The organism is Flammeovirgaceae bacterium (genome assembly GCA_015180985.1).
Taxonomy (GTDB): domain Bacteria; phylum Bacteroidota; class Bacteroidia; order Cytophagales; family Cyclobacteriaceae; genus UBA2336.
In genome coordinates this window covers 1607483-1623105 of the sequence record CP054185.1, presented here as the reverse complement: position 1 = coordinate 1623105, position 15623 = coordinate 1607483, and the positions used below count along the sequence as shown (strand labels likewise).

The window sequence follows — 15623 nt, the reverse complement described above, 5'->3', positions numbered from 1 at the left end:
CATGAACCTAGTTAAACGAATTCTTCTCAGCCTGTTTGCAGTTCTTGTTCTGCTCGCTATCGCGCTGTTTGTTTACCTGCAAAGCCTTAAGCCGCAACTATCGGGCGAACAAACCCTGCCTGGATTGCAGCAACCTGTTGAGGTTTTGTTTGATACCTACGGTGTGCCACACATCTATGCACAAACCATGGAAGACGCCTATTATGCCCTGGGTTATGTACATGCCCAGGACAGGCTGTTCCAGATGGAGATGCTCAGGCGTGCGGCAGCCGGAAGACTGGCTGAAATTCTTGGTGAGGAGTTACTTCCTGTTGATAAATTTTTCAGAACACTGGGTCTTAACCATTTTGCCAAAGAACATGCAGCAAAATTTCTGAGTGCCGACTCGGCCGATTACCAACGGGCGGCCCACGCATACCAGCGCGGTATCAATCAATACATCAAAACCGGAAAAACACCCATCGAATTTACCATCATGGGTATTCCGAAAACGGAGTTCACCCCCGAAGACATTTACCTGGCGGTCGGCTTTATGTCGTTTGGGTTTGCCGAAGGGTTTCATGCCGACCCGGTGCTTGAAAAAATAAAATCGGAATGGGGCGAAAAGTACCTGGCTCCGCTCGCTGTACAAACTCCGCCCGATGCCGTGCAAATCAAGAATTACAACGGAACAGTAAAAACACATTCGGGCGATAAGCTGATTGCATCCATTCATCAGGCCATTGATAAAATACCTGTTCCGCTGTGGCAGGGGAGCAACGGCTGGGTTGTATCGGCCGAAAAGTCAGCCAGCGGATATCCTATTCTGGCCAACGATACGCACATCGGCTTTTCACAGCCTGCTGTTTGGTACGAGGCACACCTGGAGTATCCGGGCTTCAGTTTTTATGGTCATCACCTGGCCGGCATACCGGTGGGCCTGCTTGGCAACAACCGCTTTTGCGGATTCGGGCTGACTATGTTTGAAAATGACGATGTGGATTTCTTCCTCGAAAAATCAAATCCGGAAAATAAAAACCAGGTGATGTATATGGGCACCTGGGAAAATCTTAATGTAAGGGAAGAGAATATTCTGGTAAAAGGCTCTCGGGATGTTGCATTCGAGGTAAGAAAAAGCCGACACGGCCCGATTATCAACGGCATTGTTGAGAATACACCGGAAGAAGGAGAGCCCATCGCACTCTCATGGCTCTTGTTGCAGGTTGAAAATCATGCGCTGCAGGCTGCCTGGAAACTGAATCATGCCTCTACATTCGAAGAAGCCCGTGAAGCGGTCTCGCTGTTTTCAGCACCCGGCCTCAACGTAATGTATGCCGATACCGATAAAAATATTGCCTGGTGGGCCGCTGCGAAACTTCCGGTTAGACCAGACCATGTTGTGAGCAAACTCTTTCTGAATGGCGAAAGCGGCCGTGATGAATACACCGGCTTCTATGATTTTTCAAAAAATCCGCAAGCCGTTAACCCGCCCTGGGGGTTTGTGTATTCGGCCAACAACCAGCCTGAAGCGGTTGATGGTGTTTTGTACCCCGGATACTATTACCCCAAAGGCCGAGCCGGCCGGATTGTAGAATTGCTAAGCAGTGACAAAAAGTTTTCAGCGGAACAACTCAGCGCCCTGCAACTGGACGTTACCTCATCCATGCATGTTGAAGTAGCTAAAGAGATTGCTTCGGTACTCTCAACGTTAAACAAGCCGGCATTTGAAATACTGATTAAGGAACTCAATGCGTGGGATGGTTCACACCAGGCTACCCAGGTTGCTCCCGCCATCTATAACAACCTGCTTGACCAGATTATGCATGCCGCCATGCTGGATGAACTGGGTGAAACCGCGCTTGCTTCTCTGCTTAAAACTTCCGTTCCGAAAAATTCGTACCACCTGTTTATCGCATCAGCAGCAAACCCCTGGTGGGACGATGTAACTACTAAGGACAAAACCGAAGGCCGGGAAGAAATCGTTGAGCAGGCTGCGCACAGAACAATCGAATTACTCAAAAAAAGCTGCGGTGAAAAACCCGAATCATGGACGTGGGGCAAGATCCACACCCTCACCCACGTCCACGCACTTGGAGTTGTAAAGCCGCTGGACAAATTTTTTAATGTCGGGCCCTTCGTAGTTGATGGCGGCAGTGAGGTGATCAATAACCTGCATTACAAACTTGAAAACTCAGGTTACTTTAATGTTGATGGCGGGCCTGCTTTACGCAAGGTTACCGACTTTGGAGATATTGAAAATGGAATTACCATTTCACCAACCGGCCAAAGCGGCAATGTAATGAGCCCGCATTACAGCAACCAGGCCGAAATGTTCGCCACCGGCAAAACCCGGAAGATGACGATGAACCGCGAAGAAATCATATCCCAATCAAAAAACCGGCTCGTATTAAATCCCGCTGACTAACGTCAGTATTTTTTAGCAATCGAAATGATAAACATCAGGTCGCATTGTGACCGCAGTTACCGGAATTAACCAATTCTGTTGGTTAATTCATATCGGAATTAAGACCGATATGAACAACAAAAATCAAACCCATATGAAAACAAAAAATATCATCGTACTGGGCAGCAATTTTGGCGGGGCCACAGCCGCACTCGAATTGCAGCGCAAACTGAAGAACCAGGCCACCGTAACAGTTATTTCGCCTAACCCGGATTTTACCTTTATACCGTCCCTCATCTGGGTGCCTTTCGGCAGGCGCAAACTCAACGACATCAGCTTCCCGATAAGGCCGATCATGGAGAAAAAAGGAATCCGGTTTATACAGGATGCGGCCACGCGGGTTAACCCCCAACAAAACACCGTGGAAACAAAACAAAGTGGAAACTTTACCTACGACTATCTGGTCATCTCTACGGGCATCCAGATGGACTTTAACATTATTGAAAACCTGCATCCCGAAAAAGGGTATGTAGAAAATATTGTGATACCCAAATACGGTGAACGGGCCCTTAAAAAACTGGACGAACTGACGGCCAACCCTGGACCGGTAGTAGTAGGCGCCACACAAAGCGCAAGTTGTATGGGTGCAGCCTACGAGTACCTGTTTAATCTGGATAAGGAACTGCGTAAGCGCAAAATCCGCGACAAAGTAACGCTTACCTGGTTTACACCGGAGCCCTTCCTCGGGCACTTTGGTATTGGCGGCATTACAGGCGGCCAAACCATGCTTGAAATGTTTATGAAGATGTACAACATCAAGTGGTACACTAACGCCTCTGTCGATCGCATCGAAAAAGAAACTATTTACCTGAAGGACGGCACCGAACTGCCTTATAAAATGGCCATGATTATGCCACCGTTTATCGGAACGGAAGCCATGTTCCACTCACCCGAACTGGTTGACGAAAAAGGCTTTGTGGTTTGCAACGAGGGCTACCAGCATATTACGTACAAAAACGTGTATGCCGTTGGCCTTGCTGTTGAAGTAAAAGCGCCCTTTGCCTGCGTAGTGCCTTTCGGGGTGCCGAAAACCGGTTTCCCCACCGAAGTATCAGCCAAAATTGCCGTGAAGAATATCGTTAATGAAATTCGTGGTAAGCAAAAGTTTGTAAAACGCGATTGGGGTAAAATTCCGGCCGTGTGTGTAATGGATGCCGGCCACAAAGAGGTTATTATCATGGGTGACCACCTGTTTAAACCGCGTAAGTTTGCCGTGATGATACCCAACATTTTTAACGACTGGACCAAACTGCTTGTTGAAAAATATTTTCTGCTTAAGTTTAAGCACGGCCTGTCGATGCTCCCGTAGCCGTATGGCAAGCTGAGATTTAAAACTTTAGAAAATGAAAGTACACGTTCAAACACTGGATTTTACCCCCCGCCAGAGCCTGCTGGACCTGGTGAATGAAAAAGTAGAAAAACTCGAAAAGTTCAGCGACCGGATTATTGATAGTCGGGTGGTGCTGCGTATTGAGAAATCAGAAAAGAAAAACAACAAAGTGTGTGAGATACGGCTGGGCATACCCGGAAACGATCTGTTTGTAAAAAAGCAAACGGAATCATTCGAAGAGGGAATCCAGAAAGCAGTTGATACGCTGGAACGGCAACTGAAAGACTGGAAAGAAAAGAAGAGAAGCTAATTGAAACCCCGGGCAACACCGGGGTTTTTCGTTTATCAAATTCCTCTGGAATACAACCCCTGATTGTTGTACATTGGCCATCTCTAAATTCCCAATCTATGAAAAGAATTACGTGGCTACTTTTTTTGCTGGTCATTTTCGCAGCCAGCGCCCAGGAAAATATAATTTACCAACGCCCTCCGGAAGAAATTGCCAAACTCGTTGAAGCCCCGCTTACCCCGTTCGTCAGCTTTTCACCCGACCGGCAATGGATGCTGCTGATGGAACGTTCGGATTTTCCAACCATTGAACAATTATCGCGCCCTGAGTTGAGGCTCGCAGGCCTGCGTATCAATCCCGATAATTTCGGCCCCAGCCGCGGCAACTACATCATCGGGTTAAAAGCAAAACATATTGCAACCGGCAAGGAATACGAAATCAAAAATCTTCCTGCTCCATTATTATTAAACAGTGCCGGTTTTTCACCCGACAGTAAAAAAGTGGCGTTCATACAGAACAACCCTAACCAGCTTGAACTCTGGGTGATTGATTTAACATCGTTTACTGCCACCCGCATTACCGAGCGCAAACTTAACAATACGCTGGGCGGAGCCTATTCCTGGCTTTCTGATTCACAGCATGTACTGTTTACCGCGGTTCCGCAAAACCTCAGGCCGCTTCCGGCTAAATCGAGGGTACCAACCGGTCCGGTGGTGGAAGAAAACCTGGGTAAAAAAACACCAGCACCTACCTTTCAGGATCTGCTGAAAAACCCCTACGATGAAATGGCGTTTGAATACTACACCACCAGCGATTTGATATTGAAAAACCTGAATAGTGGTGAAGAAAAAACACTCAGTCCATCGGCTATACATGGTGATTACGATCCATCGCCTGATGGCAACCTTATACTGGTCGAGTTGATTCACAAGCCCTTCTCCTACCTGGTTCCGGTAAACCGGTTTCCTCACCTGGTACAGATAATTGATCGGGATGGTAAAACGGTGAAGGATGTGGTGGATGTTCCGTTAACCGATTACATCCCCATCGGCAACAATGCCACACACAAAGAACCGCGCAACCACGCATGGCGAGCCGATAAACCCGCCACCCTGTACTGGGTGCAGGCGCAGGATGGCGGTGATCCAAAAGCAAAGGCCGACATCCGCGACAAAGTTTTTACGTGGGATTTTCCGTTTACCGCTCAGCCAAAAGAACTTATCAGTCTGCCCTTGCGCTACGCGTATATAATCTGGGGTAATAACAGTACAGCCTGGGTGTACGAACGCTGGATTAATGACAGGAAAGAACGGACGTACCAGGTCAACCCGGAAACACTTGCCAAAAAAGTATTGATTGATCGCAACTATGAAGATGCCTATAACGATCCCGGCAATGCACTAACAACTTTCAATGCTTTCGGCCGAAGCGTTCTGATGGTCAATAAAGACAACTCGGTTTATTTCAGCGGGCAGGGCTCCTCGCCCGAAGGCGATATGCCCTTTCTGGATAAACTGGATTTAACCACCGGAAAGAAAAGCCGGCTGTGGCAATGCCAGGCACCTTATTACGAATTTGTTGTAGCCCTGCTCGATCCGAAGAAAGGTACGTTTGCCACTTCGCGCGAATCGAACAGCGAAAACCCGAATTATTATCTGCGCACCATCGGATCATCAAAGGTTACACAGCTTACCTCTTTTGAACATCCGTACCCGCAACTGCGCGATGTAAAAAAACAGGTGCTGCGTTACAAACGTGCCGATGGCGTTGACCTGACGGCTGATTTATATCTTCCGCCCGGCTACAAAAAGGAAGACGGCCCCCTGCCGGGTTTTGTCTGGGCGTATCCGCGCGAGTTCAAAAGCAGCGATGCGGCAGGGCAGGTGCGCGGATCTAAATATTCGTTTACCCGGCTAAGTTCGGGCGGCCCCATTTTCTGGGTAGCCCGTGGCTATGCCGTGCTGGATAATGCCACCATGCCTATTGTAGGTGAAGGCGAAAAAGAACCTAACGATACCTACGTTGAACAACTGGTGGCCAGCGCACAGGCCGTGGTTGATTATGCCGCTTCGCTGGGTGTGCTGGATAAAAACCGTGTTGGGGTTGGCGGGCATTCGTATGGTGCATTTATGACGGCCAACCTGCTGGCCCACTCCGATATTTTCAAAGCCGGCATTGCGCGCAGCGGAGCGTACAACCGAACCCTTACTCCCTTCGGCTTCCAGGCCGAACCCCGTACCTACTGGGAAGCTCCTCAGGTTTACTACATCATGTCGCCCTTCTCGTTTGCCGATAAACTAAAGGAGCCCATCCTGTTCATTCATGGTGAAGCCGACAACAATACAGGCACGTTCCCTATTCAAACCGAACGGTTCTACAACGCCATTAAAGGGCATGGTGGTACAGCACGGTTTGTTTTACTCCCCCACGAAAGCCACGGCTATGCCGCTAAAGAAAGCATTATGCACACCCTTTGGGAAATGGATCGCTGGCTGGAAACGTACGTAAAGCATGAGGGAAAGGAAGCGAAAAAAGCGGATGCTAAGGCCGGAAAGTAATGACATTTGCGGGTAGCTGAACCATCAAACCGTTGCAACGAGAGTAAAAGCTTTATCCGGTAATCCATGCATAGCGTCCGTTGGTTGTTGCTGGTTTTATTTGCTTTTGTACCCGCGTTGTTGATGCACTGTACACAAAAGGAACCCCCGGAGTACGACACGCTTATCCTCAACGGAATGATCTATAACGGATCGGGATCACCCCCTTTTTATGGCGACATTGGAATACTCCACGACTCCATAGCCGCCATCGGGAACCTGAAGCATGCGAAATCAAAAAAAATAATTGATGCCGGAGGATTAGCCGTTTCGCCTGGTTTCATCAACATGAACAGTATGGCCTCCCTGTCACTCATGCTGGACGGTCGCGCGATGAGTGATATCAAACAGGGAGTTACGCTTGAAATCTTCGGTGAAGGTTGGAGTCCGGGTCCTGTAAAAAGAAAAACACAAAGCGAATCTGACAGTTTATGGACTACACTGGGTGGTTTTTTTGATTACATGATGAAGCGCGGAGTTTCTCCAAACATTGCCTCTTTTGTAGGTCATACCTCCGTCCGCAATTTTGTGCTGGGTTTTGCCAACCGGAGACCGGATTCGACAGAAATTGAACAAATGAAACAACTGGTCCGCGAAGCAATGCAGCAGGGCGCACTGGGTTTGAGTTCTTCACTCATCTATCCGCCCGCAAGTTATGCTGAACCGGAAGAGCTCATCGCATTGGCTAAAGTAGCCGCTGAATATCATGGTATTTACATTACACACATGCGCAGTGAAAGCGATTTTATTTATGATGCCCTGCAGGAAACTTTCCGGGTAGCCCGGGAAGCTTCTATACCAACGGAGATATACCACCTTAAAATCAATCATGCACGAAATTGGAATAAACTCGATAGCGTGCTCGCCAAAATCGAAAGAGCCCAACGGGCCGGCCTCAAGATCACAGCCAATATGTACCCGTATGCCGCTTCGAACACCTCCTTACAGGAGCGCATACCGGATTGGGTACAGGAAGGTGGCGGATCGACCATGCGGAAACGTCTGAAAAACCCTGCCATTCGCAACAAGGTGCTCCATGAAATGGCCGCGGGCATACCGATCAAGAACTCCGAACCAGAAGATGTGCTGATCCTTGGTTTCCGGCTTGATTCCCTAAACAAACTTTATCAGGGTAAGCGTCTGGACGAAGTGGCCCGAATGCACGGGAAAAATGCCGATGAAACTGTACTTGATCTGATCGTTGCTGACAAATCCCCTGCAGCAGCGGTCTATTTTCTGCAATCTGAAAGCAACGTAAGGAGGATACTGCAGTTACCTTATGTTAGTTTCGGTTCAGATGGGGCTTCTCTTGATACCACCGCCCTATTCAAGAATTGGAATACCCATCCACGGGCTTTTGGAGCATTCGCCAGGGTACTCGGAAAGTATACGCGTGACGAAAAACTTATTTCCTTGCAGGAAGCCGTCAGACGGATGACATCACTTCCGGCCTCCAACTTGAAGCTGACAAGACGGGGACAGCTTCAGCCGGGCTTCTTTGCCGACATTGCTATTTTCGATCCTGATAAGGTCCACGATCCTGCCTCGTACGAAAACCCAAAGCAACTCGCAACCGGAATGGTGCACGTACTTGTTAATGGCGTGCCGGTGTTGAATAACGGAATACCCACCCCCGCACGCCCAGGTCGGGTAATTAAACGGTAATAAAAAACTTATGCTCCACTCAGTGACACGTACTATTAACTACAAATAAAAAAAATATGAAAAACCTGCTTTATCTCCTCTTGCTTTCAGCAACACTGTCTTGTCAAACAACAACCTATGATCTCATCATTCGCCAGGGAACCCTGTATGACGGTTCGGGTAAAGCGCCTGTGGTTACCGATATCGGCATTAATGCCGATACCATTGCGTTTATCGGGGATCTGTCGCGGGCGAAAGGAAAAACCGAAATCAACGCCAACGGCCTGGCTGTTTCACCGGGCTTTATCAACATGCTCAGCTGGGCCACAGAGTCGCTTATTCTGGATGGCAACTCGCAGGCCGACATCCGACAGGGTGTTACCCTTGAAGTATTTGGTGAAGGCTGGTCGATGGGGCCGTTGAATGAGAAGATGAAAGCGGACCAGCAGGATATTATGATGCGCAACCCCGACTGGAAATATGATATTGACTGGACTACCCTGGGTGAGTACCTCGAATCGCTGGAGCGGAGAGGCATTGCACCCAATGTGGCTTCATTCGTAGGAGCTACAACGCTGCGTATTCATGAACTGGGATATGCCAACCGCCTGCCCACAGCCGAAGAAATGGAACGGATGAAAGCCCTTGTAAAGCAAGCCATGGAAGAAGGTGCACTGGGTGTGGGTTCATCGCTGATATACGCCCCTGCCAACTATTCTTCGACCGAAGAACTTATTGAACTCTGCAAAGTAGCGGGCCAGTACGGGGGTATGTACATAACCCACATGCGCAGCGAAGGCAACAACATTTTCGGTGCGGTTGATGAAACCATCCGCATTGCACGCGAAGGCAACCTGCCGGCCGAAATCTACCACCTTAAAATGGCCGGCAAAGAAAACTGGTGGAAACTGGACTCAGTCATGGCGATGATCGATAAGGCCAATAAAGAAGGACTTAAGATCACAGCCGATATGTACACCTATCCTGCCGGTGCCACCGGTTTGGATGCTACCATGCCGCCCTGGGTGCAGGAAGGTGGTATAAAAGAATGGATCAAGCGACTGCAGGATCCGAAAATCCGCAAAAAGGCACTGGATGAAATGCGCAAACCATCTGACAAATGGGAGAACTTGTTACTGATGGCCGGCAGCCCTGACCGGGTACTGTTGCTTGATTTTGCCAATGATTCGCTGAAGCGCTTTGTCGGCAAAACGCTGGCCGAAGTGGCGGCATTCTACGGCAAATCGCCAGAAGAAACAGCAATGGATCTGGTTATTACCGACAGCACCCGCGTTGGTACGGCTTATTTTATGATGAGCGAAGAAAACATTAAACGGCAAATCGCCCTGCCTTATTTAAGCTTTGGTTCCGATGCCGAATCGCCCGCTACCGAAGGCGTATTTATTAAAACCAACACTCACCCGCGCGCGTACGGCAACTTTGCCCGGCTGCTCGGCAAATACGTTCGCGATGAGAAAGTAATCACATTGGAAGAAGCCATCCGTAAACTTACCTCGCTGCCGGCTGCCAACCTTAAAATTCAAAAACGCGGCTCGTTGAAACCCGGCTATTATGCCGACCTCGCCATTTTTGATCCGGCCAAGGTGCAGGATCACGCCACCTTCGAAAAACCACACCAGTATTCCACCGGTATGGTGCATGTTTTTGTAAACGGAACGCAGGTATTGAAAGACGGAGAGCACACCGGGGCCCGGCCTGGCCGGGTAGTAAGGGGCCCGGGGTGGAAAAAACAGTGATGCTGGCCAATAACATTCTTGCTTTACTTAAATCACTAAACCTTAAAACTAAATTGCCTGCGGGCATTAAGGCCATGAATCCGTACCAGGATTCATCGGCCTTTGCTTTATGCCGGGCATTTTATACCAGGTTTTACAACGATAACAAACCCCGTACTTTAATTCTCGGCATCAACCCGGGTCGGTTTGGTGGTGGTATTACCGGCATTCCGTTTACCGACCCGATAAAACTTGAAACACGTTGCGGCATTAAAAATGAATTACCTAAAAAAGCCGAACTCTCGGCCGATTTTATCTATACGATGATTAGTGCCTACGGGGGTGAAAAAAAGTTTTATGATAAATTTTATATCAGCGCAGTTTGCCCGCTGGGTTTTGTGAAAGACGGTAAAAATCTGAACTATTATGACTCTCCTGAACTGCAACATGCTGTTTATAATTTTTGCGTGCAATCTATACAACAGCAAATAAACTTCGGGCTGAACCGGGAAATATGTTACTGCCTTGGCGAAGGTAAAAACTTTGACTTTTTAAGCAGGCTTAATAGCGAATACCAGTTCTTCAAACAGGTTATTCCGCTTCCGCATCCGCGGTTTATTATGCAGTACAGGCGTAAGCGTGTTCAGGAATATATTGACCGGTACCTGGAGGAACTCAAATAAAAAAGTCAGGCCTGACCTGACTTGGTACCCCCGGCAGGAATCGAACCTGCACCTAGAGCTCCGGAGGCTCTCGTTATATCCATTTAACTACAGGGGCAATGGAGCGCAAAAATAGCAGATTGCGCTGATTTACTTATCAATGCCTAAATCTTTTCTCATTTGGCGGGTAAGCTTCATTTTCACCAATTCATACGATTGCCGTACGAGGAATTCCCATTCCTTTTTCTTTAATTTTTCCGGTTGGGTTGACAAAACCCATTTGGCACGCGCCAGGTAAGGAGCCGGCATAAAGCCATCGCGCGATGACAGTTCATCGAAATCGTGGTCAGGCACTTTAAAAGATACCTTCAGCGGAGGTTCGAGCGAGGTTACGCAAAACATTTTTCCACCAACCGAGAATACAAGGTCGTTGTCCCACTTCACATCCTCGGTTACGGCAGGTAAACTCATACAAAAACTTTCAAGATCATCAATGCGCATGGAGAAAATAAATGAAGTTTTGAATAATTGAATGCTCAGTACAAATCTAACCACATCAACACCATAGAGCGAACTGCTACCACTTCATAAGTATGCAAATATATAGTCGAAAATTTGGCAAATTCAAAACCTTCCGTTACCTTTATTATAGTTTTAAACTATATGTTTAACTAAAACAAAAGCGCTATGGCAAAGAAAGCGAAAAAGAAAGCTAAGAAAGCTGCTAAGAAGAAGAAGTAAGCTTCTTGATTTTCTAAATCAATGTACAATAAAGGTTGATCCAGGATCAACCTTTATTGTTTTACATGCCTTGCTACGTCTTTACTTTCTGGGCCGGGTTACCAAATACTGTTTCTCCTTCCGCTACCGGTGCAATTACAACTGAACCCGCTCCTATCCGTGCATTTCTACCGATTGTTAAACCGGCAACAATTGTAACACCGGTTCCGATAAATGCACCTTCTTCAATAACCGCACCCGGATTAATAATGCTGCCTGCACCAATTTGTACGTAATCACCAATTTGCGCACCCACTCCGATAATGGTGCCCGCATGAATAACGGCATGATTGCCGATAACAACACCCGCACCCGCCTGTACGGAACGATCAATCAGGTTACCATGACCCAGCACTGCTTTTGGCGACAGGTATGCTCCCTTATGCACTGCATTAACAGGCTGTACGTGCCGTTGCTCATTCAACATGGTCACCAGGTTTTTCTTTAAACGATTTTCATCAACGGCCACGCAGGCTTCGCACTTCTTTCCGATTAATTTCAGAAAACCGTTATCATCCATACTGCCAAGCACAGTGGCATCGTCAACCTCCTGGCCGTGCAGCTTCTTGTCATCATCCAAAAAACCATACACCACATTACCGTTACTCTCAAGAATTTCTTTGGCCATGCGGCCCAGATAGCCGGCACCCAAAATAATAACAGGATTTTCCATAATTACAGAATTGATAAACCGCGGCAAAGGTATAACGAACAAGCCAACCGGCCATCTTACTTCGGCACCAAAAAACGTTCAAGCGACCGTTGTAAAAAGGGTTGCTGTGAAACAAGCAGAACAAAAAAAGGAAGGTACCCAACCCGGTAGCGAACCAGTGTACCCACATTGGGTGTACTTAACGCTATAAACACAGCTAACAGGGCCATGTAAACAAGAATCGCCACAACCCATAACCGGTAAGAAGCAACGGGTAAGCGACTCATGGCCGGAATTGCAAAAAGCGCCAACACCAGCAACATCAGGTTTTCAAAAACCGACAGCACCTGCAGAAAATTTGAAAACCTCGGAATGACCGGGGCGAAAAATCCTGAAACAAATGCCTGTGGTATATGTTGTAACAAACCACCCCATGTTGGCTTCAGGTTATTGTAATGAATAAGGTTATCCGGGTTGGATTGAGCCTGCACCAATTGATGTGTTTCATAAACAATGGTTGAAATCCGGCCGATCTTCAGGTTGGGGTGTAAGAGCCCCCCCAATGATAAGAACAACGCCAGCACCACCAAAAAAATAAATACTTCGCTGATAAAAGAAGTTTGCTTAAACTTTTCGGCCATGTATTGGGTTAACAGCAGAGCCGTGACAACGGGTATAAAAACAGCTGCATAATAATATTTCAAACTCCACACAATCCACAAGGCCGGCACCAATAGTAAAACGTTTAATAAGGTGAGTTGATGCCGCAGTCCCACTTTAATGGCGAACGAAGCCAGGTAAAACAAACCGGCCATGGCCAGGCTTTCTTTTAAGATGCCTGAACTCCAGAATACACATGAGGGAAAGAACAAAAAAGCCACCACGGCCGGGATGGCGAGTGCCGAACTAAACCTGGTTATCCATGCAGCCAGATGCCACGCAGCAAGAAACGAAAGAAGTGAAAAGAAAAGTGAACTAAGGTAATAGTTGCCGCCCGTAAACAAGGTTGTTACGCTTACCAGTTTTACAAAAAGCAATGTCCGGTGTTCTCCCAGAAAATAGCCGTCAGGCGCAGCAACGAGCATCTTCAGGTAGGTTGGTATATCCCGCAGCGCCATTTCCCGTAACTGAAGTGCCGACTCATAAAAAAGAATGGTATCGCTTTGCGCATAATACCGGTAATGAACGAAACCAACTGCCATTCCGGCCGCCAGCTTTAAAACCGCTGCCGGCCAATAGAATTTTTTTATTGAAGAGTTATCCTTACGCCAGGTCCAATAAAGGATTGCCGTAATGGCTGCCAGGTTAATTGTGGTAATCAAAATACTCATTTCGGTTTAACAAGGCTGGCCCCGATGGTGCATTCCAGGCATCTTCGTTTACGGCAGTAATCAGCATACAATTCAAGCAACGCCTGGCTGTCGAAGGAGGATTTCACTTCCAACCCAAGAGACAAATACTGTTTAATAATGGCGTTCTTTTCGGCCGGGATGTGCTGTAAGATTGACACAGCCCTGTCAATATACTGTTGGTCATCCTGTTGTTTGCCATACGCTACCAGCAGAGGTACAACCGTATTGATAAGCACACCATCAATGCTGCTTTTACCAAACACGGGTACCGATTTTACTTCTTTGCCAAATTGATAATGACAAAGCCAATATGCAGACTGCCGGATGGCGAGTGCCTCAACTAATTGCTTATGGTCAGCATTTATAAACGTTGAAAAAAGATTAGATTGGTTCGAAAGCAGCGTTGCAAACTGCGCCAATCGTACAGTAGGAAAGTTGGCCGGTCGCAACCGCAGAAACCTCCATTGTGCTTTATTGAGCATGTTGTTTGCCAGGCCATACTTATGGGCAAGCAAAGCAAACTCCTTTTTAAGCGTTGTGGTGTATTCATCTTCCTCCACCTTCTCCAGCATTCCGGCCATTCCGAACAACAGCGCTTCAACCTGCATTGGCTGATTGACATGCTTGAGAATAATTCTATAAGCAAGCACATTGGCCAGTTGTTCAAAAGGTTCAGCATTTACCCTAAAACCAAAATTTCTGGCCAGTAACTGGAAGGTTGTCTCGTTCCAATCACCTTTATTCTGTTCAAGGAAGGCAATTACAAGCAGGGCTTTCTTTTCGAGCCGTTGCAGCAACACCTTATCCATCATGGATAACCGGATAACCGGATCAACTTTTAAAACAGAATGGGCACACGGAATGGTCTCGGCACTGGTTATCAGGTTACGGTACCGTTTCCATAGTTCCGGATCAACACGAGCCTTTAAAACCAGGGTCGGCATGCGTGTCCCATCCGACCGGCTAATGACTTTATCCTCCTCCCATACAACATGAAGGATAACCCGCTCATAGGCGGCATCCGCATCGTGGTGATGGTTCACCCAACCTGAGGCCTGGATATGAATTTCAACGCTTCCGCGCCATTCCAGTGCTCCGATTTTAATTCGTGCATCGCTGAAATCCGGACCGGCATCAGCGTTTTTGATACCCGGATTAAAGACTTCAATGGTCTCTCCTCCGGAGGTAAAGAGTTCCTTCTTATCGAAATACTGGAATTGCCAAACATAATGAAGGAAGGACTCGGTCATGTAAATTCCGATTAACCGTTAAATAACTACACCAATCCCTTATCGCGCAGGTGTTTTTCCATAACCTGTTGAACCTGCCCGGCTGCAACAGCGGCTGCCTCTGCAAAATTGCTTTCGGCCGAAGCGTAGATGATGGCTCGCGAAGAATTAACCAGCAATCCGCAATCAGCGTTCATGCCGTTCACCGAAATCATATCCAGGTCGCCACCCTGGGCCCCAACACCAGGCACAAGGAAGAAGCTGGCTGGGGCAAGTTCACGAATGTGCTTAATTTTTTCAGCTTGTGTGGCACCCACCACAAACATGAGCTGATCGGGCGATGCCCAGGTTTGGGCTTTCACTATCACCTCCTCATACAACCTGCGGTCAGTCACTTTTGATTCAATGAGTTGAAAATCGGCACTACCCGGATTGGAGGTATGCGCCAGCAGAATAACCCACTTGTTTTTGAATTGCAGAAATGGTTTAACCGAATCCTCACCCATATAGGGCGCTACGGTAATTGCATCAAAATTCAGTTGTTCAAAAAATGCTTTTGCGTAAAGGGCAGACGTGTTGCCGATATCGCCCCGCTTGGCATCGGCTATGGTGAAGCATTCTTTGGGAATATACGCCAGTGTTTTCTTCAGGCTTTCCCAGCCTTTGGTGCCATTGGCTTCATAAAAAGCTGTGTTCAGTTTATAGGCAACCGCAACATGCCGGGTGGCATCAATAATCTGGCGGTTGAATTCAAATACCGGATCTTCGGATGAGGCCAGGTGAGCAGGCAGTTTACCAACATCAGTATCCAGGCCGATGCACAGGTATGATTTCTTTATTTTGATTTGTTCGGTTAGTTCCTGGCGGTTCACGAAATTTTAACTATGGCTTGAAATTATAAAAATATTG

12 protein-coding genes and 1 tRNA gene are annotated in these 15623 nt (G+C 47.5%); 7 read left to right on the top strand and 6 right to left on the bottom strand.

What is annotated here, in order from left to right; genetic code table 11:
* The first annotated feature begins 1 nt into the window (after position 1).
* The 7 genes from HRU69_07650 (at position 2) to HRU69_07620 (ending at position 10722) form a co-directional block, all read left to right on the top strand.
* Positions 2-2404 (top strand): penicillin acylase family protein, encoded by a 2403-nt coding sequence (locus tag HRU69_07650; GenBank protein QOI97370.1) that lies wholly within the window; start codon positions 2-4, stop codon positions 2402-2404.
* A 133-nt stretch (positions 2405-2537) separates the two neighbouring features.
* On the top strand, positions 2538-3752 hold the full coding sequence (locus tag HRU69_07645; GenBank protein QOI97369.1) for an FAD-dependent oxidoreductase: 1215 nt from the start codon (positions 2538-2540) through the stop codon (positions 3750-3752).
* Between the two features lie 34 nt (positions 3753-3786).
* Positions 3787-4083, top strand: a complete 297-nt coding sequence (raiA, locus tag HRU69_07640; protein ID QOI97368.1) for a ribosome-associated translation inhibitor RaiA — start codon at positions 3787-3789, stop codon at positions 4081-4083.
* 98 nt (positions 4084-4181) lie between these two features.
* Positions 4182-6620, top strand: a complete 2439-nt coding sequence (locus tag HRU69_07635; protein QOI97367.1) for a S9 family peptidase — start codon at positions 4182-4184, stop codon at positions 6618-6620.
* A 66-nt stretch (positions 6621-6686) separates the two neighbouring features.
* Positions 6687-8324 carry a D-aminoacylase gene (locus HRU69_07630; protein QOI97366.1) on the top strand — a complete coding sequence of 546 codons (1638 nt, stop codon included), beginning with the start codon at positions 6687-6689 and terminating at the stop codon, positions 8322-8324.
* A gap of 56 nt (positions 8325-8380) precedes the next feature.
* Positions 8381-10060: a D-aminoacylase gene (locus HRU69_07625; GenBank protein ID QOI97365.1), complete on the top strand. Its 1680-nt coding sequence runs from the start codon at positions 8381-8383 to the stop codon at positions 10058-10060.
* Entirely contained in the window at positions 10060-10722 is a 663-nt protein-coding gene (locus HRU69_07620; protein ID QOI98859.1) for a DUF4918 family protein, read from the top strand. The genes HRU69_07625 and HRU69_07620 overlap by 1 nt, the downstream gene beginning before the upstream one ends.
* 22 nt (positions 10723-10744) lie before the next feature.
* Here the strand turns inward: HRU69_07620 and HRU69_07615 are convergent.
* From HRU69_07615 to pyrF, 6 genes are all read right to left on the bottom strand, one after another.
* Positions 10745-10819: transfer RNA gene (locus HRU69_07615), tRNA-Arg, on the bottom strand.
* 32 nt (positions 10820-10851) lie between these two features.
* Positions 10852-11202: an MmcQ/YjbR family DNA-binding protein gene (locus HRU69_07610; GenBank protein QOI98858.1), complete on the bottom strand. Its 351-nt coding sequence runs from the start codon at positions 11200-11202 to the stop codon at positions 10852-10854.
* Positions 11203-11515: 313 nt separating this feature from the next.
* Positions 11516-12154, bottom strand: a complete 639-nt coding sequence (locus HRU69_07605) for a NeuD/PglB/VioB family sugar acetyltransferase (GenBank protein ID QOI97364.1) — start codon at positions 12152-12154, stop codon at positions 11516-11518.
* A gap of 56 nt (positions 12155-12210) precedes the next feature.
* On the bottom strand, positions 12211-13464 hold the full coding sequence (locus HRU69_07600; protein ID QOI97363.1) for a hypothetical protein: 1254 nt from the start codon (positions 13462-13464) through the stop codon (positions 12211-12213).
* Positions 13461-14735 carry a DUF2851 family protein gene (locus tag HRU69_07595; protein ID QOI97362.1) on the bottom strand — a complete coding sequence of 425 codons (1275 nt, stop codon included), beginning with the start codon at positions 14733-14735 and terminating at the stop codon, positions 13461-13463. The genes HRU69_07600 and HRU69_07595 overlap by 4 nt, the downstream gene beginning before the upstream one ends.
* Before the next feature lie 26 nt (positions 14736-14761).
* Positions 14762-15586 (bottom strand): orotidine-5'-phosphate decarboxylase, encoded by an 825-nt coding sequence (gene pyrF, locus HRU69_07590; GenBank protein ID QOI97361.1) that lies wholly within the window; start codon positions 15584-15586, stop codon positions 14762-14764.
* Between the last annotated feature and the right edge of the window lie 37 nt (positions 15587-15623).